Source organism: Dactylosporangium sp. NPDC000521, assembly GCF_042898305.1.
Taxonomy (GTDB): domain Bacteria; phylum Actinomycetota; class Actinomycetes; order Mycobacteriales; family Micromonosporaceae; genus Dactylosporangium.
This window is the reverse complement of record NZ_JBIAYW010000031.1, coordinates 1-25181: the sequence shown is the minus strand read 5'-3', so window position 1 is coordinate 25181 and position 25181 is coordinate 1. Positions and strand designations below refer to the sequence as shown.

Annotated in this window: 21 protein-coding genes; 7 read left to right on the top strand and 14 right to left on the bottom strand. The window is 72.2% G+C overall.

The window, feature by feature from the left end; translation table 11 throughout:
• Positions 1–205: 205 nt before the first annotated feature.
• Both ACFY3L_RS49180 and ACFY3L_RS49175 read left to right on the top strand, forming a co-directional pair.
• On the top strand, positions 206–1771 hold the full coding sequence (locus ACFY3L_RS49180; RefSeq protein WP_389340969.1) for a DUF2142 domain-containing protein: 1566 nt from the start codon (positions 206–208) through the stop codon (positions 1769–1771).
• A gap of 249 nt (positions 1772–2020) precedes the next feature.
• Positions 2021–3244, top strand: coding sequence for a D-alanyl-D-alanine carboxypeptidase family protein (locus ACFY3L_RS49175; protein ID WP_389340966.1), 1224 nt, complete (start codon positions 2021–2023; stop codon positions 3242–3244).
• A gap of 117 nt (positions 3245–3361) precedes the next feature.
• Here the strand turns inward: ACFY3L_RS49175 and ACFY3L_RS49170 are convergent, their stop codons facing one another.
• The 11 genes from ACFY3L_RS49170 to ACFY3L_RS49120 all read right to left on the bottom strand — a co-directional run bounded on the left by ACFY3L_RS49170 (position 3362) and on the right by ACFY3L_RS49120 (position 17104).
• The gene (locus tag ACFY3L_RS49170) at positions 3362–4303 is read right to left on the bottom strand and encodes a GNAT family N-acetyltransferase (RefSeq protein WP_389340963.1); all 942 of its coding nucleotides are present in this window, start codon (positions 4301–4303) and stop codon (positions 3362–3364) included.
• 2 nt (positions 4304–4305) lie between these two features.
• Positions 4306–5319 carry a hydroxyacid dehydrogenase gene (locus tag ACFY3L_RS49165; RefSeq protein WP_389340960.1) on the bottom strand — a complete coding sequence of 338 codons (1014 nt, stop codon included), beginning with the start codon at positions 5317–5319 and terminating at the stop codon, positions 4306–4308.
• Positions 5303–6310, bottom strand: coding sequence for a dihydrodipicolinate synthase family protein (locus ACFY3L_RS49160; protein WP_389340957.1), 1008 nt, complete (start codon positions 6308–6310; stop codon positions 5303–5305). Before ACFY3L_RS49160 ends, ACFY3L_RS49165 begins: the two co-directional genes overlap by 17 nt.
• Positions 6311–6312: 2 nt before the next feature.
• Positions 6313–7335, bottom strand: coding sequence for an NAD-dependent epimerase/dehydratase family protein (locus ACFY3L_RS49155; RefSeq protein WP_389340954.1), 1023 nt, complete (start codon positions 7333–7335; stop codon positions 6313–6315).
• Positions 7336–7340: 5 nt separating this feature from the next.
• Positions 7341–8213, bottom strand: a complete 873-nt coding sequence (locus ACFY3L_RS49150) for a carbohydrate ABC transporter permease (RefSeq protein WP_389340951.1) — start codon at positions 8211–8213, stop codon at positions 7341–7343.
• On the bottom strand, positions 8210–9130 hold the full coding sequence (locus tag ACFY3L_RS49145) for a carbohydrate ABC transporter permease (protein WP_389340948.1): 921 nt from the start codon (positions 9128–9130) through the stop codon (positions 8210–8212). Before ACFY3L_RS49145 ends, ACFY3L_RS49150 begins: the two co-directional genes overlap by 4 nt.
• 69 nt (positions 9131–9199) lie before the next feature.
• Entirely contained in the window at positions 9200–10447 is a 1248-nt protein-coding gene (locus tag ACFY3L_RS49140; RefSeq protein WP_389340945.1) for an ABC transporter substrate-binding protein, read from the bottom strand.
• A 26-nt stretch (positions 10448–10473) separates the two neighbouring features.
• A complete protein-coding gene (locus ACFY3L_RS49135) occupies positions 10474–11727 on the bottom strand; it encodes a Gfo/Idh/MocA family protein (RefSeq protein ID WP_389340943.1) in 1254 nt (417 codons plus the stop codon).
• 26 nt (positions 11728–11753) lie between these two features.
• Entirely contained in the window at positions 11754–13940 is a 2187-nt protein-coding gene (locus tag ACFY3L_RS49130) for a hypothetical protein (RefSeq protein ID WP_389340940.1), read from the bottom strand.
• A gap of 19 nt (positions 13941–13959) precedes the next feature.
• Positions 13960–16059 carry a hypothetical protein gene (locus ACFY3L_RS49125; protein ID WP_389340937.1) on the bottom strand — a complete coding sequence of 700 codons (2100 nt, stop codon included), beginning with the start codon at positions 16057–16059 and terminating at the stop codon, positions 13960–13962.
• A 232-nt stretch (positions 16060–16291) separates the two neighbouring features.
• Entirely contained in the window at positions 16292–17104 is an 813-nt protein-coding gene (locus ACFY3L_RS49120) for an IclR family transcriptional regulator (RefSeq protein WP_389340934.1), read from the bottom strand.
• A 221-nt stretch (positions 17105–17325) separates the two neighbouring features.
• Between ACFY3L_RS49120 and ACFY3L_RS49115 the strand changes: the two genes are divergently transcribed.
• The 5 genes from ACFY3L_RS49115 to ACFY3L_RS49095 all read left to right on the top strand — a co-directional run bounded on the left by ACFY3L_RS49115 (position 17326) and on the right by ACFY3L_RS49095 (position 22030).
• Entirely contained in the window at positions 17326–18696 is a 1371-nt protein-coding gene (locus ACFY3L_RS49115; RefSeq protein WP_389340931.1) for an aspartate aminotransferase family protein, read from the top strand.
• Between the two features lie 4 nt (positions 18697–18700).
• Positions 18701–19888 (top strand): mandelate racemase/muconate lactonizing enzyme family protein, encoded by a 1188-nt coding sequence (locus ACFY3L_RS49110; protein ID WP_389340928.1) that lies wholly within the window; start codon positions 18701–18703, stop codon positions 19886–19888.
• Complete coding sequence (locus ACFY3L_RS49105) at positions 19885–20727, top strand: amidohydrolase family protein (RefSeq protein WP_389340925.1); 843 nt, start codon at positions 19885–19887, stop codon at positions 20725–20727. Before ACFY3L_RS49110 ends, ACFY3L_RS49105 begins: the two co-directional genes overlap by 4 nt.
• Entirely contained in the window at positions 20724–21536 is an 813-nt protein-coding gene (locus ACFY3L_RS49100) for an SDR family NAD(P)-dependent oxidoreductase (protein ID WP_389340922.1), read from the top strand. Before ACFY3L_RS49105 ends, ACFY3L_RS49100 begins: the two co-directional genes overlap by 4 nt.
• 182 nt (positions 21537–21718) lie before the next feature.
• Positions 21719–22030 (top strand): hypothetical protein, encoded by a 312-nt coding sequence (locus ACFY3L_RS49095; RefSeq protein ID WP_389340919.1) that lies wholly within the window; start codon positions 21719–21721, stop codon positions 22028–22030.
• 19 nt (positions 22031–22049) lie between these two features.
• Here the strand turns inward: ACFY3L_RS49095 and ACFY3L_RS49090 are convergent, their stop codons facing one another.
• From ACFY3L_RS49090 to ACFY3L_RS49080, 3 genes are all read right to left on the bottom strand, one after another.
• Positions 22050–23216: a transposase gene (locus tag ACFY3L_RS49090; protein WP_389340917.1), complete on the bottom strand. Its 1167-nt coding sequence runs from the start codon at positions 23214–23216 to the stop codon at positions 22050–22052.
• A gap of 18 nt (positions 23217–23234) precedes the next feature.
• A protein-coding gene (locus ACFY3L_RS49085; protein ID WP_389340914.1) for an IS3 family transposase occupies positions 23235–24661 on the bottom strand; the annotation gives its coding sequence in 2 pieces (ribosomal slippage) (positions 23235–24331 and positions 24331–24661; 1428 coding nt in all).
• Between the two features lie 181 nt (positions 24662–24842).
• A partial coding sequence (locus ACFY3L_RS49080) for an ROK family protein (protein ID WP_389340911.1) occupies positions 24843–25181 on the bottom strand: 339 nt, incomplete at its 5' end.

Here is a 25181-nt window from a genome sequence, read left to right as displayed (position 1 = left end):
ATCCGGAGAGGTCACCGGGCCGGCTCCTGTTCACGAGTACGTCGGACAGGAGAAACCTATGGACCAGGTGGACCGGCGGCCGTGGCGTCCTGCGACATCAACCCCGTCTTTCACCCCCTACGAACCGGTGCCCGGGTACGAATGGGCCGCTCGCAACACGCGTTCGTCACTCACGGGGATCCCATGCCGGTACTTCCTGCCCTCCATGCGGCGCAGTAGCGTCGCCGGGGTCGCGCCGCGGTGGTGGCTCTACCTGCCGGCGTTCTTCCTGATCGCAGCGGGGTGGGCGCTCGCGCTGCCGGTCAACGGCACGTACGACGAGAAGGACCACATCGCCCGTGCGTACGCCGTGACCACCGGACAGCTCACCACCCACCGCACGGTCGTCGACCGGCGCGACGACCGCAAGCCCGCGTTCCTGGTGCCGGCGAGCCTGATGCCCAGCAACAGCAACGTCGACTGCGCCTGGGCGCCCCGCCCGGCGCGCCCGGCCGACTGCCAGCGCTGGACCACCGACCGGGCCCGCGTCCTCACCCCGAGCGGGGCGGCCAGGTACAGCCCGGTCTACTACCTGCTCGTCGGTGCGCCGCTGGTGATCGCGCCCGACCGGACCGGCATCCTGCTCGCCCGGCTCATGTCGGCGCTGGCCGCGGCCGCGCTCCTGGCCGGAGCGGCCGGTGCCGCGCTGCGGCTCGGCAGCCGGTTGCTCGCGCTCGGTGTCGTGCTCACCGCGACGCCAATGGCGGCGAACCTGGCCGGCTCGGTCAACCCGAACGGCCTCGAGATCGCCGCGGGCATCGCCGTCTGCTGCGGGCTGCTCGCCCTGCTGCGCGCGCCCGACGCACTGCTCGGCGACCGCGCCGTGCGCCGCCTGCTCGTGCTGGTCGGGGTCGGTTCGCTGGTGCTGCTCACCGTCCGCCAACTCGGGCCCGCGCTGCTGACGCTCATCGTGACGGCGTGCGTGGCGCTGGCCCGCCCCGGCCGCATCGCCCAGCTGTGGCGGCGCCGCGAGACGCGCTGGATCGTTGCCGGCTCGTGGTCGCTCGGTCTGGCCGGTTCGCTCGGCTGGATGGCGTACTCCGGCGTGGCCGGCGTCGCTGCGGTCGCCCGCGACGCCCAGCACCTCACCCCGTCGGAGCTCGCGCAGGTCCTCGCCACCCGGCGCATCCCGTTCTATCTCAGGCAGGTCGTCGGCCAGTTCGACTACGGCGAGACCAAGCCACCGCTGGTGGTCATCGCGGCGTGGTGCCTGCTGCTGGGCGCCGTGGTGGTGCCGAGCCTGATCCACGGCGGCCGCCGGCTCACCCTCGTCGCCGCCGCACTCGGCGCCGCCTGCCTCGGCCTGCTCCTGACCCTGGAACTGCACTATCTGCCGATCATCGGCTGGTTCGCGCAAGGCCGGTACGCGATGCCGGCAGCCACCGGTGTGGTGCTGTGCGCCGCCTGCGCCCCGCGGTTCGAACGCCGCCTCGCCGCGCGGCACCGGCTACGCCCCTACTGCACCGTCCTGACCTTCACGGCCGCAGCCCTGCACGTGTACCTGCTGGCGTTCGTGATGACGCGTTTCCAGTCCGGCCCGGGCGCGCGCCTCGACCCGTTCACGGGCGTCTGGCAGCCACCGGTCGGCGTGCTGCCGCCGCTGCTGGCGGTGCTGGCCGGCGGCACGATCCTCGCGGTGCTGGCGGCAGTGGCGACCGGCGACAGTACGCGTGGTCCCGTCCACACACCGTCAGAACAGCACGCGTTGCCTTCCATGCCGAACGTCCGGTGACACGCTGCCCCCGTCAGGCGCGGCGTCACGCCAGGACCGCGGAGCCCTACGGCTACGCCGCCTCCGCCTGCCTCCGGCCCGGGCCGGAGCGGTCACTGCCAGCTTCCCGGCCGCCTGGAGTCGATCGAGCGTTTCGGACGTTAGCCGGCGGTCGCACTGGGTAGCGGCGGCTTGCCGTGTTCGTGCCGCGGCTTGACCTTCGAGCGATCCGCCGTGGGGGTTCGGTTGACCAAGATCAGTGTTGAGCCGGTGGTTGCGCCGTCGCCGGTTCGTCGTCAAGGGCTGCGGCTGTGGCTGACCGTGGCCGCGGCGGTCGTCGCGCTCGCCGCCGGCGGGTTCGTCACGTTCAGGCTCACCAGTACCGTGCCGGCGCCGCAGATCAAGCAGACCTTGCCGCAGACGTACACGATCCCGGGCGCTGCGCCGGTGTTGCCGTGGCCGCAGGCCGGGCAGGCGACGGTCGAGATCGACGGACTCGGCCGGGTGGGCAGCTCCGGTGGGTCGCGGCCCGTGCCGATCGCCAGCGTCACCAAGGTGATGACCGCGTACCTGATCCTGCGGGATCATCCCCTGCGCCTCGACGAGAACGGCCCCACGCTGATCGTCTCGCCGGAGGAGGCCGCCGCCTACCCGTCCCAGCTCGCCTCCGGCCAGTCGGTGGTCCAGGTGGTCGCCGGTGAGGTGCTCACCGAGCGGCAGGCCCTCGAGGCTCTGCTTCTGCCCTCGGCCAACAACGTCGCCCACATCCTCGCCCGGTGGGACGCCGGCAGCAGCGACGCGTTCGTCACGAAGATGAACCAGACCGCGGCCCAGCTCGGGATGGCCGATACGAAGTACACCGACCCGTCCGGGCTCGCACCGACCACCGTCAGCACCGCCGCCGACCAGGTCACCCTGGCCCGGGTGGCGATGCAGGTGCCGGTGCTGGCGCAGATCGTGGCGATGCCGAAGGCCACGCTGCCCGTGGTCGGGCAGGTCGAGAACGTCAACACCCAACTCGGCAAGGACGGCCTCGTGGGCATCAAGACAGGCTTCACCGACGAGGCCGGCGGCTGCCTGCTCTTCGCGGCCGAGTTCTCCGCGGAGGGGCAACGGTTCAGGGTCATCGGCGCCGTGCTCGCTCCCGGCCCGAGCCCGGCGGACGCCTTCGAGGCCAGCCGTCGCCTGATACAGGCCAGCAGCGGCCTGCTGCACAAGTACAAGGTCGTGCACGCCGGCGAGGTCGTGGCGACCCTCCGGGGACCGACGGGCAGGAGCACCGCCCTCGCCGCGACCGGCGACGTGGACGTGGTCGGCTGGCCCGGCCTGACGTACCGGATCGACACGGTGGGCGCCTTGCCGAGCCGCATCGCGGCGGGCACCGGTGCCGGCACGCTCAAGTTCACCGCCTTGGCCACTGCCGCGACCACGGCCGTGCAGGCCACCCACGCGCTCGAACCACCGAGTTGGTGGGAACGAATCACGCACGGGTGAGACGCGGGAGGTCATGGACCGAAGGACGCCGCTACATGGGCGCCTCACCCGCTTCTCACCATCGCCCGCCGCACTACCCGGCGGGGCCCGCCGGGCGATTCCGCCTGTGCCCAGACGTCACAGGTAGTCGCCGGGCCAGTGGAACGCCCCCGGGGCGGCGGTCATCGCGGCGATCAGCTCCGGAGCGGCGTGCAGCGGCCGGAGCATCCCGGTGGTGTCGGTCTCGGTCACCGGGTCGCGCAGCAGCCAGGGCAGCGCCGCGTCGATCGCGGGGTCGGCGGGCAGCCGGGCCGTGCAGCGCCGCACGCCCGCCGCACGGGCGTCCTCGGCGACGGCGGCGAACAGGGCGCCGAGGGCGTCCTCCCGGCCAGGCCGGCACGCGGTCTCCAGGACGTGTACGTCGCCGGCCGTGCGGCGCAGGACCATGTACCCGCCGAGGCGGCCGCGCCGGTGGGCGACGAGCACCTCGGCCGGCGGCGCGTACCAGACCGGCACCCGGCGGTTCCAGTCGTCGGCGGTGCGGACCGTGGTGAGTGGGCGGTGGGCGTTGAACGCCCGGTGGGCTGCGGCGAGCCTGCTCCATTCGGTCAGCGAGCCGGGACCGACCGTCCAGCCGGAGGACGGTGAGGCCGGCCCGGCGGGGCCACCGGCCGGGGCCGGTGCGCCGGTCGGGTAGCGCAGCGTGAACGGTTCGAAGCCGCTGCCGCGATAGACGTCCGGGGTGCCGGTGAACAGCAGCGACCAGGAACAGCCGTCGGCCGTCATCGCGGCCAGGGCCAGGTCGAGCAGGCGGCGGGCGTGGCCGCGGCCGCGAGCCGCGGGGAGCGTCGCCACGTTCGCGATCCCGCCGACCAGGTGCACACCGCCGTCGGCGGCGCGCAGCCGACGAGGAAGGTAGTAGACGGCGGCCAGGACGGTCGCCGCGTCCACCGCGACGAACGTGCGGGGGAAGCGCCCCGGGTCGCCGGCCCACAGCGGGAAGACGTCCGTGTCGGGAAAGGCCGCCGACCACAGGGCGCGCAGCGACGGCTCGTCGGCGGGGATGGCCGGGCGGTGCACGGTCAGCCCATGCGGGTGAGCAGCTGCCGGGTCACCGCGTGGGCGAGTGGCCGCCCCGCGGCGTACCGGGTGATCTCCTCCACCACGATCGCGCCCTGACGGCGCCGCCCCTGCACCGTGCCGGCGGCCTGGTGCGGGGTGAGCAGCACGTTCGGCAGCGCCCGCAGCGGGTGCCCGGTGGGCAGCGGCTCGTCGTCGAACACGTCCAGGGCCGCGTCGATGCGGCCGGTGGACAGCTCGGCGACCAGCGCCGCCTCGTCGACCAGCCAGGAGCGGGCCGTGTTCACCAGGCCGGCGCCGTCGGGCAGGAGCGCCAGCTCGCGGGCGCCGAGCAGGTGCCTGGTCTCCGGCAGGACCGGCGCGTGCAGTGCGACGATCCGGCTGCCGGCGAGCACCTCGTCGAGCCCGGCCAGCCGCACACCGAGCGCGGCCGCCTCGGACACGGAGAGGGTCGGGTCGGCCAGCGTCACCTCGGCGCCCAGGGCGCGCACCAGCGAGACGTAGGCGCGGCCGGTGCGCGACGCGGCGACGACACCGACCGGGCAGCCGAGGATCTCGTCACGCGGCGGCGCCTGCTCGGCGGCGTCCCACGCGGTGCCCGCGTGCAGGGCGTGGTCGAAGCGGGGCAGCCGGTGCAGCAGCGCCAGCGTGAAGGCCAGCGCGACCTCCGCGACCGACCGGGCCATGCCCTGCCCCGCCTGAGTGACGGCGATGCCCCGGTCGAACACCCCGCCGGTGACGAACGGCTTGACCGACGCGCCGGTGTGGGCGACGAGCCGCAGCCGCGGGGCCAGGTCGAGCAGGCCGGCGTCCAGCCGCGGGAAGCCCCACGCGGTGACGAGCACCTCGGCGCGGGGCAGCCACTGCGCCGCCGCGGCGTGGTCGTCCACCAGGACGCAGTCGGCGACCTCGGCCAGCCGGACGCCGACCTCGGCCGGGAAGAACTGGGCGCGCAGGGCGGGCGGCACCGACACGACGGTCACCGGCCGCCGTGGCGCGTCACCGGAGCCAGGCATCGCGGTGCTCCTCGACGAAGTCGTCGTCCGTCAGCCACGGGTAGGCGGCCGCGACCCGGGTCAGCTCCTCGGCCTGGCCGGCGGAGAGCCCCTCGTCGGGGTCGAGGCACCACACGCCGGCGAGCAGCCCCTGCCGGCGCAGCACCTCGTGGACGCCGGCGATGCAGCCGCGGAAGGCGTTGGCGGCGTCGAACACGGCGGCGTTGGCGTCCGTGACCGCCGCCGCGCGGTCGGTCAGCTCGGCGAGCGCGACGGCGTCGCCGTCGCGGGCCGCGCGGACCCGGTCGAACATGGCCACCGCGGCGCTGGTCCAGACCGCCCACTGGCCGAGCAGGCCGCCGGCGAAGCGCCGCCCGGCGAACCGGCCGAGCAGGTCGCCGACGATGTGGTCGTCGTTGCCGGTGTAGAGGGCGACCTCCTCGCCCCGGTCGGCGGACACGATGCCGCGGACGGCTTCCAGGGTGCGGTACCGGTCGAACGGCGCGAGCTTCACGGCCACCACCGCCGGCAGGTCGGCGAAGGCCCGCCAGAACGCCGTGGACAGGCGCGGGCCGCCGATGGCGGGCTGGAGGTAGAAGCCGACCACCGGCAGCACCATGCCCACCGCCCGGGCGCGCTCCAGCAGGGTGGCCTCGTCGGCGCCCGGCACGACCGGCGACAGCAGCACGGCGTCGTAGCCGAGCCCGGCGGCGAGCTCGGCCTCGGCGACCGCCTGTGCCGTGTCGCCGCACGCCCCGGCGATCTTCACCACCGGACGGCCGGCCTCGGCGTCGACCACCTCGGCGGCGAGAGCCAGCACCGGCGCGAGCAGCCCGGCCTGGCGGATCTCGAACTGGGTGGTGTGCACGCCGACGGCGACGCCGCCCGCGCCGGCGGCCAGGTAGTAGCGGGTGAGCGCGCGCTGCCGCCGCTCGTCGAGGGCCCGGCCAGCGGTGAGGGCGAGGGGGTGCGCCGGGATGACGGTGCCCGACCGGAGCAGATCAAGGCCCACGGTCAGAACCTCCCGTCGCGGACGGCGAACTTGGTCGGCTTGCCCGAGGTGGGCAGGCCCGCGGCGAGCCAGTCCGCCTGCCAGTCGATGAGGGTGCCGAGCGGCACGTCCGGATAGCCGAACAGTGCGTGGCAGCGGGTGGCGTCGTTGAGCAGCGCGGCGGGGGCCTCGGTGCCGGTGATGGTCACCGGCCGGCCGAGCCGTTCGCCGAACCTGGCGGCGAGGCGGCGCACCGGGGCGGTCTCCGGGCCGGTCACGTTGAGGGTGAACACGCCGGTGCTGGCGTGGCGCAGGGAGCGCAGGGCGACCTCGTTGGCGTAGCCCTGCCAGACCACGTTGACGTGGCCGGTGGTGACGTCGATCGGCGTGCCGGCGAGGACGGCCTGGCCGACGTCGGCGAGCACCCCGTAGCGCAGGTCGACCGCGTAGTTGAGCCGCAGGACCGTCACCGGGGTGCCCCTCGTGGCGGCGGCGTGGGCGAACACCTGCTCCCGGCCGAGGCAGCTCATCGCGTAGTCGCCGACCGGGCCGGTCGGGTCGTCCTCGGCGCAGCCGCCGGAGGCGACCGGCACGAGCGGGTAGACGTTGCCGGTGGAGAACGCCGCGATCCGGGCGCCCGCGTAGCGGCGGGCGACGGCGGCGGGCAGCACCGCGTTGACGACCCAGGCCAGGTAGGGGGCGGCCGAGGTGCCGAACTTCGCGCCGACCATGAACACCACGTCGGTCGCGTCGGGCAGCTCCCGCAGGTCGCGGTCGCCGAGCAGGTCGAACGGCACCGGTTCGACGCCGTCGGCGGCCAGCGCCGCCGCGACCTTCTCGTCGGACCAGCGCGACACGGCGTACACCCGGTCGCTGGTGCGCCCGGCCGCGTCGAGGCCGCGGCGGGCCAGCCGGCACAGCGACGGGCCCATCTTGCCGCCGGCGCCGAGGACGACGAGGTCGCCGGCGCCCTCGGCGAGGTCGGCGACGAGCGCCGGCGACGGCCGGGCGAGCCGGTCCTCCAGTTCGGATTCGCTGCTGAACACGGTTCTCATCCTTTGATTCCGGACATCGTGACGCCCTCGGTGAAGTACCGCTGGCCGACGAGGTAGGCGGCGAAGATGGGCACGAACGCGATCACCGAGCCGGCGAGCATGACGTTGAGCGGCACCTGTTCCTGCTGGAGCGAGGCGATGCCGACGGTGAGCGTGCGCATGTCCCCGCTCTGCCCGATGATCAGCGGCCAGAGCAGGTCGTTCCAGTGCCACAGGAAGACGAACACGCCCAGCGTGGCGAGGATCGGCTTGCACAGCGGCAGGACGATCCGGGTGAACATCCGCCACTCCGACGCGCCGTCGATGCGGGCCGCCTCGAACAGCTCGTCGGGCAGGCCCTGGATGAACTGGCGCATCAGGAACACGGCCTGGGCGTTGGCGAGGGTGGGCAGGATCAGGCCCCAGTAGGTGTCGACGCCGCCGGCCTTCGCGATGAGGATGAACGTCGGGATGAGCGTGACGTGGTACGGCACCATCACCATCGCCAGGAAGGACCAGAACATCGTCTCCCGGCCGGGGAAGCGTTTTTTCGCGAACGCGTAGCCGGCCATCGCGGCGAGCAGCAGCACCAGCACGACGCTGACGACCGAGTAGATCGCGGTGTTCAGCAGCCAGCGCAGGATGCTCTGGGCCTCCAGGACCTTGCCGTAGGCGCCGGTGTCGATCGGCCACGGCAGCAGGCTGCCCGGGAACTCGACGGCCGCCGCCGGTTTGAGGCTCAGGACCACCATCGCGTAGAAGGGGAACAGCGTGACGACGCTCGCCACGGCCAGCAGGGCGGTGCGCAGCACCTTGCCGGCCGGGCCGGGCTGCAGGGCGCGGTAGGCGCGGGGCCGGCGGGGCCGACGGGGCGCGGTCGTGACGGTCACTTGTCCCTCCCGAGGGCCAGCCGCTGGATCAGCGCGACGAAGAGCGTGAGCACGAACAGCGCGACGCCGATGGCACTCGCGTAGCCGAGGTCGAAGTACTTGAAGCCCTGCTCGTACAGGGCCATGACGAGCGTGTAGCTGGCTCGGGCCGGTCCGCCGCCGGTCATCGCGTAGACGAGGTCGAAGACCTGGAACGAGGCGGTCGTCTCGATCACCAGCAGGAAGAACAGCACCGGCCGCAGCTGCGGCAGGACGATCCAGCGGAACCGCTGCCACGGCCCGGCCCCGTCGGTGAGCGCCGCCTCCTCCAGCTCGCGCGGCAGGTCCTGCAACCGGGCCAGGACGATGAGCATGCCGTAGCCGAAGTGCGACCAGACGCCGACGAGGGCGAGCGCCGGCAGGACCAGGGTGGTGGAGGCGAGCCACGAGTCGTCGGGCAGCCCGAACCAGCCGAGGATCCGCGACCACGGGCCGTCGCTGGAGAAGACCCAGGCGAAGATCGTGGCCACGAGCACGAGGCTGGTGACGACCGGCAGGAAGAACACCGAGCGGAAGAAGCCGACGCCGCGGAAGCCGCGCCGGACCAGCAGGGCCAGCCCGACCGAGACGGCGACGGTCAGCGGCACGTACAGCAGCGTGTAGACGACGGTGACCCGCAGCGCCTGCCAGAACACCGGGTCGTCGGCGAGGCGGCGGGCGTTGTCCAGCCCGGTCCACTCGGCGTCGGCGCCGATGGAGTACTCCATGAACCCGAGCACCAGCCCCGCGATCGCCGGGCCGAACCGGAACACGAGGAACAGCAGGAACGCGGGAAGGACGAAGAGCAGGCCCCACCGGGCCTCGCGCCGGGCCATCACCCGCCGGGTCCGCCGCGCCGGCACCTGTGCTATTTCGGCCACCTGTGCTGTATCGGCCATCCGCCGTCCTTTCCGTGAGCAAGGGAGCCGGCCCGCCGCGAGGGTGCCGCGGCGGGCCGGACCGGAGGGTCAGAGCAGCGCGTTGGCGGCCTTGGCCGCGTCGGCGAGCGCCTGCTCGGGGGTCTTCTTGCCGATCAGCGCCGCCTGGATCTCGGGCGCGAGCACGCCCATCACCTCGCGGCTCTTCTCGTTCAGCGCGCCGACCGTGGTGCTGGCGAGGGTCTTCTCCATCGCGCTGTTGATCGGGTCCGACGCGTAGAGCGTGCCGGCCGACTTCTTCGCCGGGAAGTAGCCGCTCTTCGTCTCGTAGGCGGAGGTCACCGACGGCTGGCTGGCGAACGTGATCCACTCGCCGGCGGCCTTCTTCGCCGAGCTGCCCTTGAGCATGGCGAGGCTGCCGACGGTGCCGTAGCCGACGCTCTTGGCGTCCTTCAGCGGCGGGAAGATCTTGATATTGTCCGCGCCCCAGAACGTCTTGACGTCGGCCGGCACGTGCTGCCAGGTGCAGGCGACCTTGTTCTTGGCGACGTTGGTCTGCTCGAAGGCCGGGATGCTGGTGAGCAGGTCCTTCTGCACGTAGCCGCCGTCGGCGAGCTGCTTGAGGAAGGTCAGGGCCTTGACGCCCTCGGGGCCGTCGAACGCGACCTTCTTGCCGTCCTTGCTGAACACGTCGCCGCCGGCCTGCCACAGCAGCGGGTAGAACGACTGGTTCAGGGTGGCGGCCGGGTCGGCGTAGTAGTTGGTGACGTCGAAGCCCTTGGCCTTGAACTGCGGGGCCAGGGCGAGCAGGTCGTCCCAGGTCTCCGGGTAGTCGGTGATGCCGGCCTCGGCGAACACCTTGGCGTTGCACATCAGCGGGTTGCTGCTGGTCAGGATCGGCGCGCCGAGCATCTTGCCGTCGAGGGTGACGGCGGCCTTGACGTTGTCGAGGTAGTCGGCCTTGGCGTCGGCCGGCAGGTAGCTGTCCAGCGGCTCGATCATCTTGTTGAACTTGCCGAGCTGGTCGGGGATCAGGTAGACGACGTCGGGGCCCTTGCCGCCGGCGATCGCGGTGGTCAGGGACTCCTCCCGCTTCGCCCACGGGAAGATCTCGACCTTCACGTCGATGTTCGGGTGGCTGGTCTTGAACGCGGTGACCTGCTCGTTCCAGAAGGCGGTGTGGGCCGCCTGGTCGGGGATGACCGGGTAGATCCACATCGTGACCGACGCCTTCTCGTCGGACCCGCCGCCGCTGTCGCCGGACCCGCCGCCGCACGCGACGAGCAGCCCGGCCACCAGCGCGGCGACCGCGACCGGCGCGAACCTGCGAACTCGCATCGATGTTTCCTCTCGTGAGTGATGGTTCACTGCGCGGGCACGGTCACGACCGTGCCGGTGTGCCGGGCCGTCTCGGCGGCGAAGACCGCGAGGTGACTGGCGAGCGACTGGTCCAGTCCGGACCGGATGTGGCTGCGGTCGCCGGTGGCGACGGCGCGGATGAAGGCGTCCATCAGGCCGCTGTCACCGCCGCCGTGGTCGTCGGCGGCGGTGGACCCGCCGACCGGGCCGGTCTCCAGGACCTCGATCCGGTCGGTGCGGAAGTCGTGCACCCGGACCCGCTCGCCGTCGCCGGAGAGCATGCCGTGGGTGCCGAACAGCTGGGTCTGGCGGTGGGTCTGCTCGGTGAACGCGGTCATGGTGAACGTGGCGGTGACGCCGCCGGTCAGCTCCATGGCCACGACCTGGTGGTCGACGACGTCGTTGTCGCCGTTGTACACGCAGCGCCCGTAGGGCCCGGTCCGCAGCGCGTCGAGGAGCGCGGCCTCGTCGGTGCCGTCGGTGACGACGCTGACCGGCCACACCGCTCCCCGTTCGCGCAGCCGCGGCAGGTACAGCTTCGGTGCCGAGTAAGGACAGGCGGCCTCGACCGGGCAGTCGAGGCACCGCTCAGTGGCTCCGGCCGGGCGCTGGTCGGGCCGGAAGTGGCGCAGGCCGCCGAAGCTGGCGACCTGCTCGATGCGCCGGCCGGTGACGTAGCTGATCCAGTCGAGGTCGTGGCTGGACTTCGCCAGCAGCATCGGCGCCGCGAGGTCCTCCCGCCGCCACGGTCCCCGCACGTACGAGTGGGCGTAGTGCCACCAGCCGACCGGCTCCAGGTGCTGGACGCTGACGATCTCGCCGAGCACGCCGCTGTCGACGACCCGCTTCACCAGGTCGGTGTACGGGGTGTACCGCAGCACGTGGCAGACCGCGAACAGCACGCCGGTGGCGCGGACCGCGTCGACGATCTCGCGGCACTCCGCCTCGGTCGGCGCGAGCGGCTTCTCCACCAGCAGGTGGTGGCCGGCCCGCGCGAACGCGACGGCCGGCGCCACGTGCATCCGGTCCTGGGTCGCGATCATCACCGCGTCGGCCTCGACCCCGGCGCCGAGCAGCTCCTCCCAGCCGGTGAACTGGGCGGCGCCGGGGTTGTCGGCCACGACGAGGCCGCGCTGGTGCGGGCGCGGGTCGGCGACCGCGACCAGCCGCGCCCGCTCCGGGTGGTCGGCCACCCAGCGCGCGTACGTCTGGCCCCGGTTCCCGGCGCCCACCAGCGCCACCGTCACCTGCTGCTCCACGTCGTCTTCTCCTTGCCGGTCAGTGGTCAGACGCTGAGGTTGCCCGTGTCGCGGACCCGCGCCCCGGCCGGCGGCAGCGACCGGGCGACGCCCTCCTCGACGCACGCGGTGTGCAGCAGGGAGGAGCCGTCGCCGAAGCCCGCCTCGGCCAGCCGCAGCCGGCCCCGGGTGAACAGGGCACCGACGGCCGAGTACCGGTTGCGGCCGGACTCGACGGCGACGTGGGCGGTGTCGCCGTCGGCGGCCGTGCTCACGTAGGCACCGAGGTCCCAGGTGACGGCGCCGGTCGCCGCGGCGCGGGACAGGAAGGCCTTGGCCGCGTTGGTACCGCTGAACACCGCGCCGCCACCGACGCTGATGCGCTGGTCTGCGGCGCCGGCGAGCCGGATCCCGGTGTCGGTGAGCGTGCCGCCGTCGACGCGGACGTCGGCCGACTTGACGGCGATCGGAGCTGCGGTGGCCGCGCCGGTCAGCGTCGTGCCGGTCAGGTACAGCGGTCCCGGCCCGTTGAACGCGTGCCCGTCGAGGCCGGTGATGCTCGTACGCACCAGGTGTACCGGCGCGGTGACGCTGGCCTGCACCACCTCTGTGCCGGGGGCGGCGAGCCGGAACGCGCAGCCCTCGATGACGTTCGGCCGCCCGGAGCGGCTCGACTGCTGCGAGATGATCAGCGTGTCGTCGGCCGAGCAGCCGCGCAGCTGGACGCCGTCGGCGTTGACCCACAGCATGCCGGAGCCGGCGAGGCCGGCCTTGCGGATCACCTGGACGTCCTCGAGGGTCAGGTCGGTGACCTTCACCCGGGCCACGAACCACGAGCAGACGTGCTTGCGCACGGTGATCCGCTTGGCCGCCGAGCCCCACGCGGCGCCGGAGTTGGCGAACGTCATCAGCCCGGAGTTGCCGGTGTAGACCAGGTCGTGCTCGTACTGGCCGTGGGTGACGAACGGGCCCTGGTCGTCGCCGTCGCCGTGGCAGTTGGTGACGTAGCCGTAGGCGGAGGCGGTCCAGTCGTTGAGGTGCCTGGCGTTGGACGTGCGGCAGTCCTCGACGTGCCCGTACAGGCAGTAGATCTGCTGGGTGAGGTAGCCGGCGCCGCCCCAGGTGACCGAGGTCGGGTTCTTCAGCGTGCACCGGGCGGTGTGGAAGTGGGTGCACCAGCGGCGCATGATGACCGGCCAGAACGAGCCGGTGGCGTCGACGTCGGCGACGTCGCAGTGCACGGCGTACTCGTAGGCGATCGGGTGCGATCCGGTGTACTGGTCGCCGCCGTTGCCGGTGAAGACCAGGTTACGCACGTGGACCCGGCTGACCGGCTCGACCCGCGTCCAGGTCAGCGTCCGGCCGGCGGCGAGCTCCCAGCCGTTCTTGTAGCCGATGCGGATGTGTGTGCCGTCGATGATCTGGGTGACCTGCACGAGCTTCTGCAGCTCGCGTTCCCATGCGCCGGCGAGCTTGTTGACCTCGACCGCGTACCACTGACCGACCGCGAACGCGGCGGAGTCGCCGACCTGGAAGGAGTCCCAGCCCTCCAGCACGGCCTCGGTGAGGGTGTGGGTGTGGACCTGGTCGGTGACCGTGCCGCGGAAGAACAGTACGGCGGCGAACGGGTCGTCGCGGCCGGCGTCCTCGATCCCGTCGGTCGACATGGTGTGCCCGCCGAAGTCGAGCACCAGGTCGCTGCGGGTGAACCGGTGGCGCTTCACGAAGTGCAGGTCGGTGTGCGCCTCGATGCGGTGGATCGACGGGTCGCCGACCATCGCGTCGAGCGCGGCGTCGGCCGGTGTCTTCGCGTCGAAGACGCCGAAGTGCCGGAACTCGACGACGCCGTCGTGGACCTGCAGCCAGCGGCCCGGGCCGGGCCGGTCGCGCTGCGGGTCGAGGACGGTGCCGCCGTTGGCCGGCGCGCTGCTCGCCGGGTCCCAGCGCATCAGCCGGGCGCCGCCGTCGCCGGCCGCGAGGTGGCCGTCGACGTGCACGAGCTGGCCGGGGACGAGGGCGCGGTACTGCAGGGCGAGCAGCGCCGCGACGGAGCCGACGTGGAAGACGGCGTCGCGCATCGGGCTGAGCCGGTCGGCGTCGTCGCCCGGCGAGTAGGGGGTGGCGTGAGCCGCCGAGGCTGGGGAGATCGCGAGGGCGGTGCCGGCGAGGGCCAGGCCGCCGAGCCCGGAGGCGCGCAGCAGCGCGCGGCGGGTCGTCGATTCGGAGCGATCCATCGGAAGGGTCTCCTGCCGGTCAGACGGTGAGGTTGTCGGTGGTGACGATCCGGGCGGAGTCGGCGGGCAGCTCGCGGCCGACCCCGTCCTCGACGCATCCGGTGTGCAGCAGCGTGGAGGTACCGCCGAAGCCCGCCTCGGCGAGCACGAGGCGGCCGCCGGTGAAGCGGGCGCCGACGGCCCGGTACCGGTTGACGCCGGTGTCGACGCGGACGTGCGCGGTGGCCGCGCCCGTGGCGGTGCTGCGGTAGTCGCCGAGCTCGATGCGAACCTGCCCGGTGCCGGCGGCCCGCGTCAGCAGCGCGCCGCGGGCGTTGGTGCCGGTGACGGTCGCGCCGCCGCCGACGACCAGGCGCTGGTCCCGCACGGCCGACAGCTCGATGCCGGTGTCGGTCAGGGTCCCGCCGTGCACGACGACCTCGGCGGCGCCGATCTGCAGCGGCGCCGCGCCGGGCGAGCCGGTCAGCACGCAGTCGGTGAAGTGCACCGGGCCGGCGCCGCGCAGGATCGCGCCGTTCAGGCCGCGGAACGTGGTCCGGACGAAGTGCACGGGGTTGCTGACCGGCGTCTGGTGGACGACGGTGCCGGCGGGCTGGTCGAACTCGCAGTCGGCGATGATGTTGGGCCGGCGGGAGCGGGCCGAGCGCTGCGCGATGCTCAGCGTCCGGGCCGAGCAGCCGCGCATCTGGATGCCGTCGGCGTTGACCTGGAGCGTGCCGGCCGGGTCGAACGTGGAGCGGGCGATGACCCGCACGTCCTCCAGCGTCAGGTCGGTGATCTTGGTGCCGGCGACGAACCAGGAGCAGACGTGCCGGCGGATCGTGATCCGCTTGGCGCTGATGCCCCACTGCCCGCCGCTGTTGGCGATGTCCATGAGGCCGGAGTTGCCGGTGAAGACGAGGTCGTGCTCGTACTGCCCATGGGTGGTGAACGGGTTGCCGCCGGCGTCGTCGCCGTCGCCATGGCAGTTCTCCACGGTGCAGTACGCCGAGGCGGTGAGGTCGTTGAGGTGCCGGGCGTTGGAGCTGCGGCAGTCGACGACGTGGCCGTAGAGGCAGTAGATCTGCTGCGTGAGGTAGCCGGCCCCGCCGTACATGACCGTCGGCGGGTTCTTCAGGGTGCAGTTCGCGGTGGTGAAGTGGGTGCACCAGCGGCGCATGATGACCGGCCACCAGGTTCCGGTGGCGTGGATGCCCTCGACGTCGCAGCGCACCGCGTACTCGTAGGCGACCGGGTGGGAGCCGCTGTACTCCCGGTCGTCCGGTCCGGACCCCGGGTACTCGCCGGTGAACGCGACGAACCCGAGGAAGACCATGTTGCGCACGTGCGCCCGGCGGACCGGCTCGACCCGCTGCCAGGTGACCGTACGCCCGGGGTCGAGCTGCCAGCCGTTGAGGTAGCCGACCCGGATGTGGGTGGCGTCGACGATCTGGGTGACCTGCACCATCTTCTGCAGCTCGCGCTCGTCGGCGCCGGTGAGCGGGTTGCTGGTCGCGGTCCACCACTGGCCGACCGCGAACCGCTTCGCGTCGGGCACCTGGAACACGTCGGACAGCTCCGGCACGGTCTCGGTGAGCGTGTGGACGACGGGGGCACCGGTCGGCGTGCCGCGGAAGTACAGCACCGCGCCGAACGGGTTGTCGTGGGTGTTGCGCTCGATGCCGTCCGTGTGGACGGTGTGGCCGCCGAAGTCGAGCTCGATGTCGCTGCGGCCGAACGTGTGCCGCTTGACGAACCGCAGGTCGGTGTGGGCCTCGACGCGCTGGATCGACGGATCGCCGACCATGGCGTCGAGGGCGTCGTCGGCCGGCGTGTCGCGGCCGAAGACGCCGAACATCCGGAAGTCGCCGACGCCCGCGTGCACGGCCAGCCAGCGGCCGGCCGGGCGGCCGTAAGGATTGTGGACGGTGCCGCCGTTGCCGGCGGCCGTGCTGGCCGGGTTCCAGCGCAGCAGCGTGCCGCCGCCGTCGCCGGAAGTGTGGTAGCCGGCGACACGGACCATGGTGCGGGCGGTCAGCAGCGCCGGGTGGATGGCGTTGAGGGCGGCGACCGTGTCCACCGCGAGGATCCGGTCCTCGGGCGTGACGTGGTCGGGTGGGGGCGAGCCGGGTTGACCCATGGAAAGCCTCAACCTTCGCGGTCCAGCCGTGCGGCGACGCCGCCGCACAGCGGTGCGGTTCTTTGGGGGTGAAGGTCGGGCAAACGCGCGAGGCGCGCAGGCGGCGGAGCTGCTGACCGGAACGTCCCGGCACCGGGGCTGCGGCGCGTCGGGAGTCAGCTAGTTCGCCCGAGAGGGTCACGACCTTGGTCGTGACGTTGGCGGGGACTTTAAACAGCCCGTGAACTCGGTGTCAAGCGTTGTCGCGGTGATCGACGTGGCCGAGGCGGGCCGAGATCTCGTCGGCGGCCTGGCGCACCTGCCGGCCCACCTCCTGGTAGCGCCAGGTGGGCAGGCCGAGCTTGAGGCCGGTCACGCTGATCGCGCCGCAGCAGCCGCCGGTGTGGTCGCGCAGCGCGCTGCCGATGCAGAACACGCCGTCGGCGTCCTCCTCGTCGTCCAGGGCGTAGCCGGCGGTGCGGACATCGTCCAGGTGCGCCTGGAGCGAGTCGAGGTCGGTGATCGTGTGGTCGGTGCGCTTCGGCAGCCCGACCCGGCCGATGAGCTCGGCGACCTGCGCGGGGCTCATCTCGGCCAGCAGCGCCTTGCCCAGGCCGGTGCAGTGCGGCAGCTCGCGGGTGCCCATCCGCAGGTCGAGCTGGATCCGCTCGCCGTTGCTGACCTGGTCGATGACGACCGCGTGGGCGCCCTCGGGCACGGCGAGCCGGGAGCTGAGCCCGGTCTGCACGGTCAGGGTGCTCAGCACCGGGCGGGCGATGTCGCGCAGCGAGAGCTGCTCCTGGGCCCGCACGCCGAGCCGGGCGAGGGCCATGCCGAGCCGGTAGCGCCGGTTCAGCCCCTCGCCGTCGGCCGCCGCCAGCCCGTGCTGGCCCAGCGTGTAGAGGGTGGCGAAGACGGTGCTCTTGGACAGGCCGCACGCCTGGGCCACCTCGGTGACGCTCAGCCCGCGACCGGGGGCGGCGGCGGAGAGCGCCTCCAGCACCTCGGCCGCGCGGCTGACGCTGCGGACCAGGTATCTGGCGTTGTCGGATTCGTCGGTGCTCATGGTCCTCATTTCGCGCGCTGCTGTTCGCCCAGGCCGAACAGCGTAACAAAGCTGTTCGAAAACCGCGCCCCCGTCGTGTTGACCCCGTCGATCAGGCGTGCCTAGGATGCTGAACACTGTTTGGCAGTACCGAACAGTGTTCAGAAATTCTCATGCGGCGGAAGACATCGCGGCGCCATGACCGGGCTGGGCCATGGCACCGCACCGATGAGGAGTTAGGTGTGAAGCCACGAACGGCCCCATCCGGCACCACGCTCGCCGAGCGCGCCCGCCGGGTCATCCCCGGCGGCGTCAACAGCGGGCAGCGCAGCATCCCCGGACTCACCGAGCTGGTGATCGCCCGGGCCGTGGGTGCGCGCTTCTGGGACACCGACGGCCGCGAGTACACCGACTATCACGCGGCCTTCGGGCCGCCCCTGCTCGGCCACAACGACCCTGACGTCAACGCCGCCGTCACCGAGGCCGGCCGGCGCCTCGACCTGTGCGGCGTGGCCGTCACCGACGGCGAGATCCAGCTCGCCGAGACCCTCGCCGAGCTGGTGCCCAGCATCGAGCAGGTACTGCTCACCAGCACCGGCAGCGAGGCGACGTTCCACGCGCTGCGGGTCGCCCGCGCCGCCACCGGCCGGCGCCTCGTGGTGAAGTTCCAGGGCTGCTACCACGGCTGGCACGACGCGGTCAGCCTCAACGTCATCTCCGCTCCCGACCGGGTCGGCGTGCAGGACCCGATCTCGACCGGCATCCTGCCCGAGGTCCTCGACGCCACCCTCGTGCTGCGCTTCAACGACGCGCCGGCCGTGCGCGCGGCGTTCGCCGAGCACGGCGAGCAGATCGCCGCGGTCATCGTCGAGCCGGTGCCGCACAACGTCGGCTGCCTGCTGCCCGATCCGGAGTTCCTGCAGGCGCTGCGCGACGAGTGCACCCGCGCCGGCAGCGTCCTCGTCTTCGACGAGGTGATCACCGGCTTCCGGCACGACCTCGGCGGCTGGCAGCGCATCAGTGGGGTCACCCCCGACCTGACCACGCTCGGCAAGGCCCTCGGCAACGGCTACCCGATCGGCGCGCTGGGTGGCCGGGCCGACCTGATGGACCTGTTCAGCACCCGCCCCGGCGCGCCGGCGTTCTTCGCCGGCACCTACAACGGCCACCCGGCCGTGGTCGCCGCCGCGCTCGCCACCCTCGGCAAGCTACGCACCGAGCCGGTCCACGAGCACGTCTACCGCCTCGGCGAGCGGATCCGCGCCGGCCTCGCCGAGGTCTTCGCCGACCTCGGCGTGCCCGCTGTGGTCACCGGCCACGGGTCGGTCTTCGTCAGCTATTTCATGGACGGGCCGGTTCCCCGCACATACGACGACCTTTTGCGCAACGATGCGGGCATGTTCATCGGCTACCGGCGCCGGATGCCCGAGCACGGCGTCTTCGAGCTGCCGCTCAACCTCAAACGCAACCACGTCTCCTACGCGCACACCGACGCCGACGTCGACCACCTCCTGGAGGCCACCCGGTCGGCGGTCCGCGACACGCTCGCCGCGGGCGGCGTCACCGAGCTGGCCGGCACCGCCACCATGGGCGGCGCCGTGGGGAACGGGTGAGCCGATGCTGACCGTCAACACCACCCGCCCGGCCGGGCCGGCCGGCCGGATCACCCGCGTCGAGACGCTCAGCCTCGGCACCGCCTGGCGCGACTTCTCCTACGTGCGCGTGCACACCGACGCCGGGCTCAGCGGCGTCGGCGAGATCACCCATCCGTACCGCGGACGCGAGACCTGCCAGCTCGCCGAGGCGATGGCCGCCCGCCATCTCATCGGCGCCGACCCGTTCGACGTCGAGGAGATCTGGCTGCGGCTGTACCAGGGCGACTTCCTGCGCGGCGGGGACGTCGGCGGGATCGTGCTCTCCGGCGTCGACCAGGCGCTGTACGACCTGATGGGCAAGGCACTCGGCGTCCCGGCCTACCGGCTGACCGGCGGGGCCTGCCGCGACCGGGTCCGGGTCTACGCCAACGGCTGGTACACCGGCGACCGCGAGCCCGTCACCTTCGCCGAACGGGCCGTCGCCACCGTGGCCCGCGGCTACACCGCCCTCAAGTTCGACCCGTTCGGCGCCGGGCTCGGCGAGCTGTCCCGCACGGAGCTGCACCGGTCCGTGGCCATCGTCGCCGCGGTCCGCGAGGCGGTCGGCCCCGACGTGGAGCTCTTCGTCGAGGGACACGCCCGCTTCGCCATGCACACCGCCATGCGGCTCGTCCACGAGCTGGCGCCGTTCGACCTCGGCTGGTTCGAGGAGCCGCTGCCGTGGACCCACATCGAGCGCTACGCCGAGCTGCGGGCCCGGGCGACGATGCCGATCTCCGGCGGCGAGCACTTCCACAACCGCTACGAGTACGCCCGGCTGTTCGCCACCGAGGCGGTCGACATCATCCAGCCCGACCTGTCGATGGCCGGCGGCTTCACCGAGATCCGCAAACTCGCCGCCATCGCCGACCAGCACGCGATGGTCGTCGCGCCGCACAACTCCAACTCGCCGCTGTGCACCACCGCCTCCGTGCACGCCGTCCTCGGGATGCCAAACTTCAAGATCCTGGAGACGTTCGACGGCATGCTGGAGGACTACGTGTTCGACGCGGTGCGCGGCGCGCTGCCGATGACCGGCGGGCACATCGACCTGCCGACCGCGCCCGGACTCGGCATCGAGCTCGACGACGAGGTCTTCGCCGAGCACCCGCCGAGCCACGGCTTCTGGAACATGTTCGCCGAGGGCTGGGAGAAGCGGGACCGCCGATGATCGTCGACGTCCACTCACACCTGTTCGACTGCCCGGACCACGTCGGCGACCCGTTCGCCGCCGAGGCGGCCCGGGCCCACGGCGGCCACGTGGACCTGACGGTGCGGTGGGCCGACTACGCCGCCACCGCGCCGGAGGACACCCGGACCATCGTGGTCGGCGGCAAGGCACGCCGGTCCGGGCTGTGGGTCGACGACGCCGCCGTGGCCGCCTACGTCGCCGAGCGGCCCGACCGGCTGATCGGCTACCTCGCGCTGGACCCGACCCAGCCGGGCTGGCGCGACGAGCTGGAGCACGGGCACGCCGGCCTAGGCCTGCGCGGGATCAAGCTGATGCCGATGTACGCCGGGTTCGACCCAGCCGACCCCGCCTACGACGACCTGTACGCCTACGCGGCCCGGCACGGGCTGCCGCTGCTCGTGCACACCGGGACCACGTTCGTTTCCGCGGCGCCGCTGCGGTACGCGCTGCCGGTGCACCTCGACGAGGTCGCGATCCGCCATCCCGAGCTGCGCATGGTCCTCGCCCACCTCGGCCACCCCTACGAAGGGGAGTGCATCGCGGTCATCCGCAAGCACCCGCACGTCTACGCCGACGTGTCCGCGCTGCACTACCGGCCGTTCCAGCTCTGGCACAGCCTCCGGCTGGTCCAGGACTACGGCGTGTGGGACAAGCTGCTGTTCGGCAGCGACTACCCGTTCACCACCGTCGACGCCTCCATCGAGGGGCTGCGCGCGGTCGGCCGGGTCCCCGGCATCCCGGGCCTCGACCCGCTCGACCCCGAACAGATCGAACGGCTGATCCACCGCCCGTCGCTGGACCTGCTGGGGCTGTCGTGACCGCGTTCGACCTGACCGGCCGGACCGCCCTGGTGACCGGTGCCGCCCGGGGCCTCGGCGCCGCGTTCGCCGCCGGTCTGGCCGGCGCCGGGGCCGACGTCATCGCGGTCGACCGGCCCGGCGCGGACCTCGGATCGACCGTCGCCGCCGTCACCGCCGCCGGCCGGGCCTGCCACCCGCACGCGTTCGACCTGGCCGAGACCGAGGCGATCGCGCCCTGGGCCGACGAGCTGCGCCGCGCGCACGGCCCGCTGCACATCCTGGTCAACAACGCCGGGGTGGCCGCGCTGGAGCACTTCAACGAGATCACCGTCGCCGGCTGGCGGGCGGTCATGCGCGTCAACGTCGAGGCCGTGTTCTTCCTCGCGCAGCGCGTCGCCGAGCACATGATCGCCGACGGGGTCTCCGGCCGGATCGTGAACATCTCGTCGAAGAACGGCCTCGTCGCCGAGGCCGGCCTGGCCCACTACAACGCCTCGAAGGGCGCCGTCGAGCTGCTCACCCGCTCGCTCGCCGCCGAGCTGGGCCCGCACGGGATCACCGTGAACACGATCGCGCCCGGCATGATCGCCACCCCGATCGACGGCGAGTTCCCGTTCGACCGCGCGGCCTTCGAGGCGGCGTGGGCCGAGCGGATCCCGCTCCGCGGCGGCTACGGGCGCCCGGAGGACTGCGTCGGCGCGCTGCTCCTGCTGGCCTCCGACGCCGGCCGGTACATCACCGGCACCCATCTCGTCGTCGACGGCGGCGTGCTCGCCGACCAGATGCCCCGCCTGCGGTTCATGCCGCCGTACCGCAACACGCTCTGACCCCGGCCGCGCCACCCACCCCACGGCTCATCCTCACCCCGCCCAGCAGCCACGTCACGGACCACCACCAGCGCGGCGGGCCGATGGCCGACACCTCGGCGTAAGGCGCTTATTCCTTCCCGAGCGGGGCAGGTCGCGGCCGTGCGGGCCATTGGGATGCGCTGGCAGCCAACATCGGTCGTTTGACGTTGGCCGAGTGGATTCAGATCATCGCAGCCACAGCTGCGGTCGCCGCGGCGGTTGCCGCCGCCTCGGCCGCCCGCTCGGGGCGCGGTGCGGCCCGGACCGCTGCCAAGCAGCTGCCGGAGTTGCAGATACAGGTCGAGATCAACGCGGCCCAGGCGAAAGCCGCCGACGAGCAGGTCGTCCTCGCGCAGGTAATGCTGAAAGCCGCCACGACCCGGGTTCCACAGATGAGTGGCAGTTCTAGGCCCAGAAGATTGGCGTTGAACTGGGCAAACGACGGTTGGCCCGGTGACGGGGCGTGTCACTAGGCAGGGGCGTTTGTGCTGGTCAACCGCGTGTGGCTAGGTCGAGGATCGCCTTGGGCGGCTCGATGTCGAGGGCGGCGAGGATGTCACGTTGGGTCTTGGTCAGTGTGGTGGTCTGCCGGAAGGTGCCGGCCGGGCCGGTGTAGGTGACCGCGTGCAGGCGTTGCAGCTCGTCGCGGATGGCGGGCCAGGCCCGGCTGGTGGTGGTCTCGATGATGCGGATGAGCAGCAGGGCCAGCCAGCACAGGGTGACGTGGGCGCGGATGCGGTCTTCCTTGCGGTGATAGACGGGTCGCAGGTCGATGACCTGTTTCATGGTGCGCCAGCCGCGTTCGACCTCCAGCAACTGCTTGTAGCCCAGGGCGATGTCCTCAGTGGACAGTGTGGGGTCGGAGGTGCGGAGCAGGTACTTGCCGTCGAGGTTGGTTTCGCGGGCGATCGCGGCCTGGTCGACGCGCAGCAGTCCGCCCGGGGTGCGGCGCAGGTAGCGTTTCAGGTGGGGCTTGGTGGAGATCACGCCGGCCAGTTCGTCGCGCCGGGATCGGGGCAGGGTGTCGGTGCCGTCGATCAGGTCGGTCAACGCGGCAACGTGCCGGGCGCGGGTGGCGGCGTCGCGTTCGGCCTCGGCGGGGTTGTAGCACACGACGAACCGGTCGTCGGCCAGGTCCGGGCCGAGACGCACCTCTTTGACCTGCAGGTTGTCGCGGACGGTCTGGTAGCGGCCCTGCCGGGACAGGGCGGCGTCGGCGGCGGGGGTGCCGCCGCGCAGTTTCTCGCCGAGGATGTAGTGCCCGCCGCCTTGTTGCAGGAAGCGGCGGTTGGCCGCGGACGCGAACCCGCGGTCGGCGACCCAGACCACCCGGGCCAGGCTCCAGGCGCGCATGTCGGTCTTGACCTGGCGGATCAGGGCGGAGTCGGCGGTACTGCCCGGCCAGCACCAGCAGCGCACCGGAATGCCGTCGCGGGTCACGGCCATGCCAACGATGACCTGGGGCAGGTCGTCGCGGTGGTCCTTGGACTTGCCGTAGCTGCGGAACCCGCCGGTGGCGGCCGGTTCGGTGTCGTTGGTGGGCCGGCCGTGGACGTCGCGGCCGATCGGGTCGTCGGCGTCGGTTTCGAAGTAGGTGGAGGTGGTGTCGAAGAACAGCAGGTCGACTTCGAGGTTGAGCAGGTGCGCGGTAGCTGTCAAGATTTTGAGGCAGGTAGGTCAGGGATTCTTTGAGTCGGTGTTCTTGCTGGTCGGGGTGGGTGGGTTGATCCAGGCTGCGGTGGGAAGGGCGGCGGGTTCGGGGTGTTTGCGGACGAAGCGTTCGGGGTTGCGCTGGTAGGCGGCGGTCAGGACCTCGGCTCGGACGGCGTTGACGGCGTCGGTGTGTCCATAGTGGACGTCGTGCGGTGTGTGCCAGGCGATCCCGGAGTGCCGGTGCGCGGTGTTGTACCAGGTGAAGAAGGTGCGGCAGAAGTCGCGGGCCTGCTCGATGGTGTCGAAGCGGTCCGGGAAGTCGGGCCGGTACTTCAACGTCTTGAAGTGCGCTTCGCTGTACGGGTTGTCGTTGGAGGTCCGCGGTCGTGAGTGGCTCTTGGTGACGCCGAGGTCGGCGAGCAGGAACGCGACCGGTTTGGAGGCCATCGACGTGCCGTTGTCGGCGTGGATGGTCAGCGTGTCGCGGTCGATGTGCTGCTTGGCGATCGTGTCGGCGAGGAGTTGCTCGGCCAGGGCGCTGCTTTCGCGGTCGGCCAGGAGCCAGCCGACGACGTAGCGGGAGTAGATGTCGATGATCACGTAGAGGTGGAAGTAGGACCACTTCGCCGGTCCGGCCAGCTTGGTGATGTCCCAGGACCAGACGCGGTTCGGACCGGTGGCGACCAGTTCTGGTCGGACCCGCGTCGGGTGGGTGGCCTGCCTGCGCCGTTCGCGGACCTCGCCGTGCTCGCGCAGGACCCGGTACATGCTCGACACCGACGCGATGTAGGCGCCCTCGTCGAGCAGTTCGTGGTAGACGGTCGCCGGGGACTTGTCGACGTGCTCGGGATGGTTCAGCAGCGACCGCAGCGTGTCCCGCTCGGCCCGGGACAGCGCCCGCGGCTGCGGTCTGCGTTCCCGTGGCGGGCGCACCGGCGCCGGCGACTGACGGTGCCGGCGGTAGTGGTTGGCCTGCGGCCGTCCGGCCGCCGCGCACGCCGCCCGGACCGACCCGAGCAGTCCGGTCAGCTCGACGATCGCCTCGTCGATCATGGCGTCGGCTCGCTCCCGCTGCTCGGGCTGCCGGTCGCGAGTTGACCCAGCAGCGCGGAGAGTTTTCCCTGCACCTCGATCACCGCCCGAGCCTTCGCAAGCTCGGCCTGCAGCCGTTCGTTCTCCCGGCGCAGCCGGGCGGTCTCCCGCTCCCGTGGATCGGCCGGCGGACGCCCGACCGGCTTCGCAAGGGCCTCCCGCGCCCCGGCATCACGCTGGGAACGACACGCCGCGATCAGCGACGTATATAAGCCCTCCCGCCGCAGCAGAGCACCCTTACCCGCCTTGTTCAGCGACTCGTACTCCTCCAGAATCCGAGCCTTGTAGGCGGCCGAATACGTACGTGACCGGGCCTTCGCCGGCACCTCAGGATCGGGTACCTCGCTACTGGAACTCACCGGGCCGGGTCTCCTCGCTCGCCCTCAACTCAACATTTGAAGAGTAGATCTTGCCTCTCATGATCTTGGCAGAGAGGGGCTTGGACGGAGCTTGACCCGCGTGCTGTGTGGAACAGGGTGGGCGCGGCTCCGCCGGCGGATGGGCTGGCGGGCGACCGGCGTGTGTGGGCGGTCGTCTGATTCAGGTTCCTTCGGTGGTTGCCCGAAGCAGTTGACTGTCGTGTGTGCCCGTGTGGGCCGGTGTTGCGGCCGTATCGAAGGCGGGCAGGTGCTGCGGGTTGGTCAGTAGTGGGGCAAAGCCGAGTTCGGCGGCGCCGACAAGGGTCGCGTCGTCGGCCAGACCCGAGGTGCGCAGTCGTACCCGCTCGCGGGCCACCGGCAGAACGTTGATCGCGATCCGGGCACGCACCTGCGCCGACGCGGCTGGGTAGACGTCGCGCAGCATCCCGCCGAAGATCACCATGGCCGGGTTGAACAAGTTGATGAGGTTGGCCACGCCGATGCCGAGCCAGTCCCCGAT

Coding starts and splice junctions, on each gene's coding strand:
- ACFY3L_RS49180 (WP_389340969.1), top strand. CDS start 206: ATGCGGCGCAGTAGCGTCGCCGGGGTCGCGCCGCGGTGGTGGCTCTAC.
- ACFY3L_RS49165 (WP_389340960.1), bottom strand. CDS start 5,319: ATGCCTGGCTCCGGTGACGCGCCACGGCGGCCGGTGACCGTCGTGTCG.
- ACFY3L_RS49145 (WP_389340948.1), bottom strand. CDS start 9,130: ATGGCCGATACAGCACAGGTGGCCGAAATAGCACAGGTGCCGGCGCGG.
- ACFY3L_RS49140 (WP_389340945.1), bottom strand. CDS start 10,447: ATGCGAGTTCGCAGGTTCGCGCCGGTCGCGGTCGCCGCGCTGGTGGCC.
- ACFY3L_RS49130 (WP_389340940.1), bottom strand. CDS start 13,940: ATGGATCGCTCCGAATCGACGACCCGCCGCGCGCTGCTGCGCGCCTCC.
- ACFY3L_RS49125 (WP_389340937.1), bottom strand. CDS start 16,059: ATGGGTCAACCCGGCTCGCCCCCACCCGACCACGTCACGCCCGAGGAC.
- ACFY3L_RS49120 (WP_389340934.1), bottom strand. CDS start 17,104: ATGAGCACCGACGAATCCGACAACGCCAGATACCTGGTCCGCAGCGTC.
- ACFY3L_RS49110 (WP_389340928.1), top strand. CDS start 18,701: ATGCTGACCGTCAACACCACCCGCCCGGCCGGGCCGGCCGGCCGGATC.
- ACFY3L_RS49105 (WP_389340925.1), top strand. CDS start 19,885: ATGATCGTCGACGTCCACTCACACCTGTTCGACTGCCCGGACCACGTC.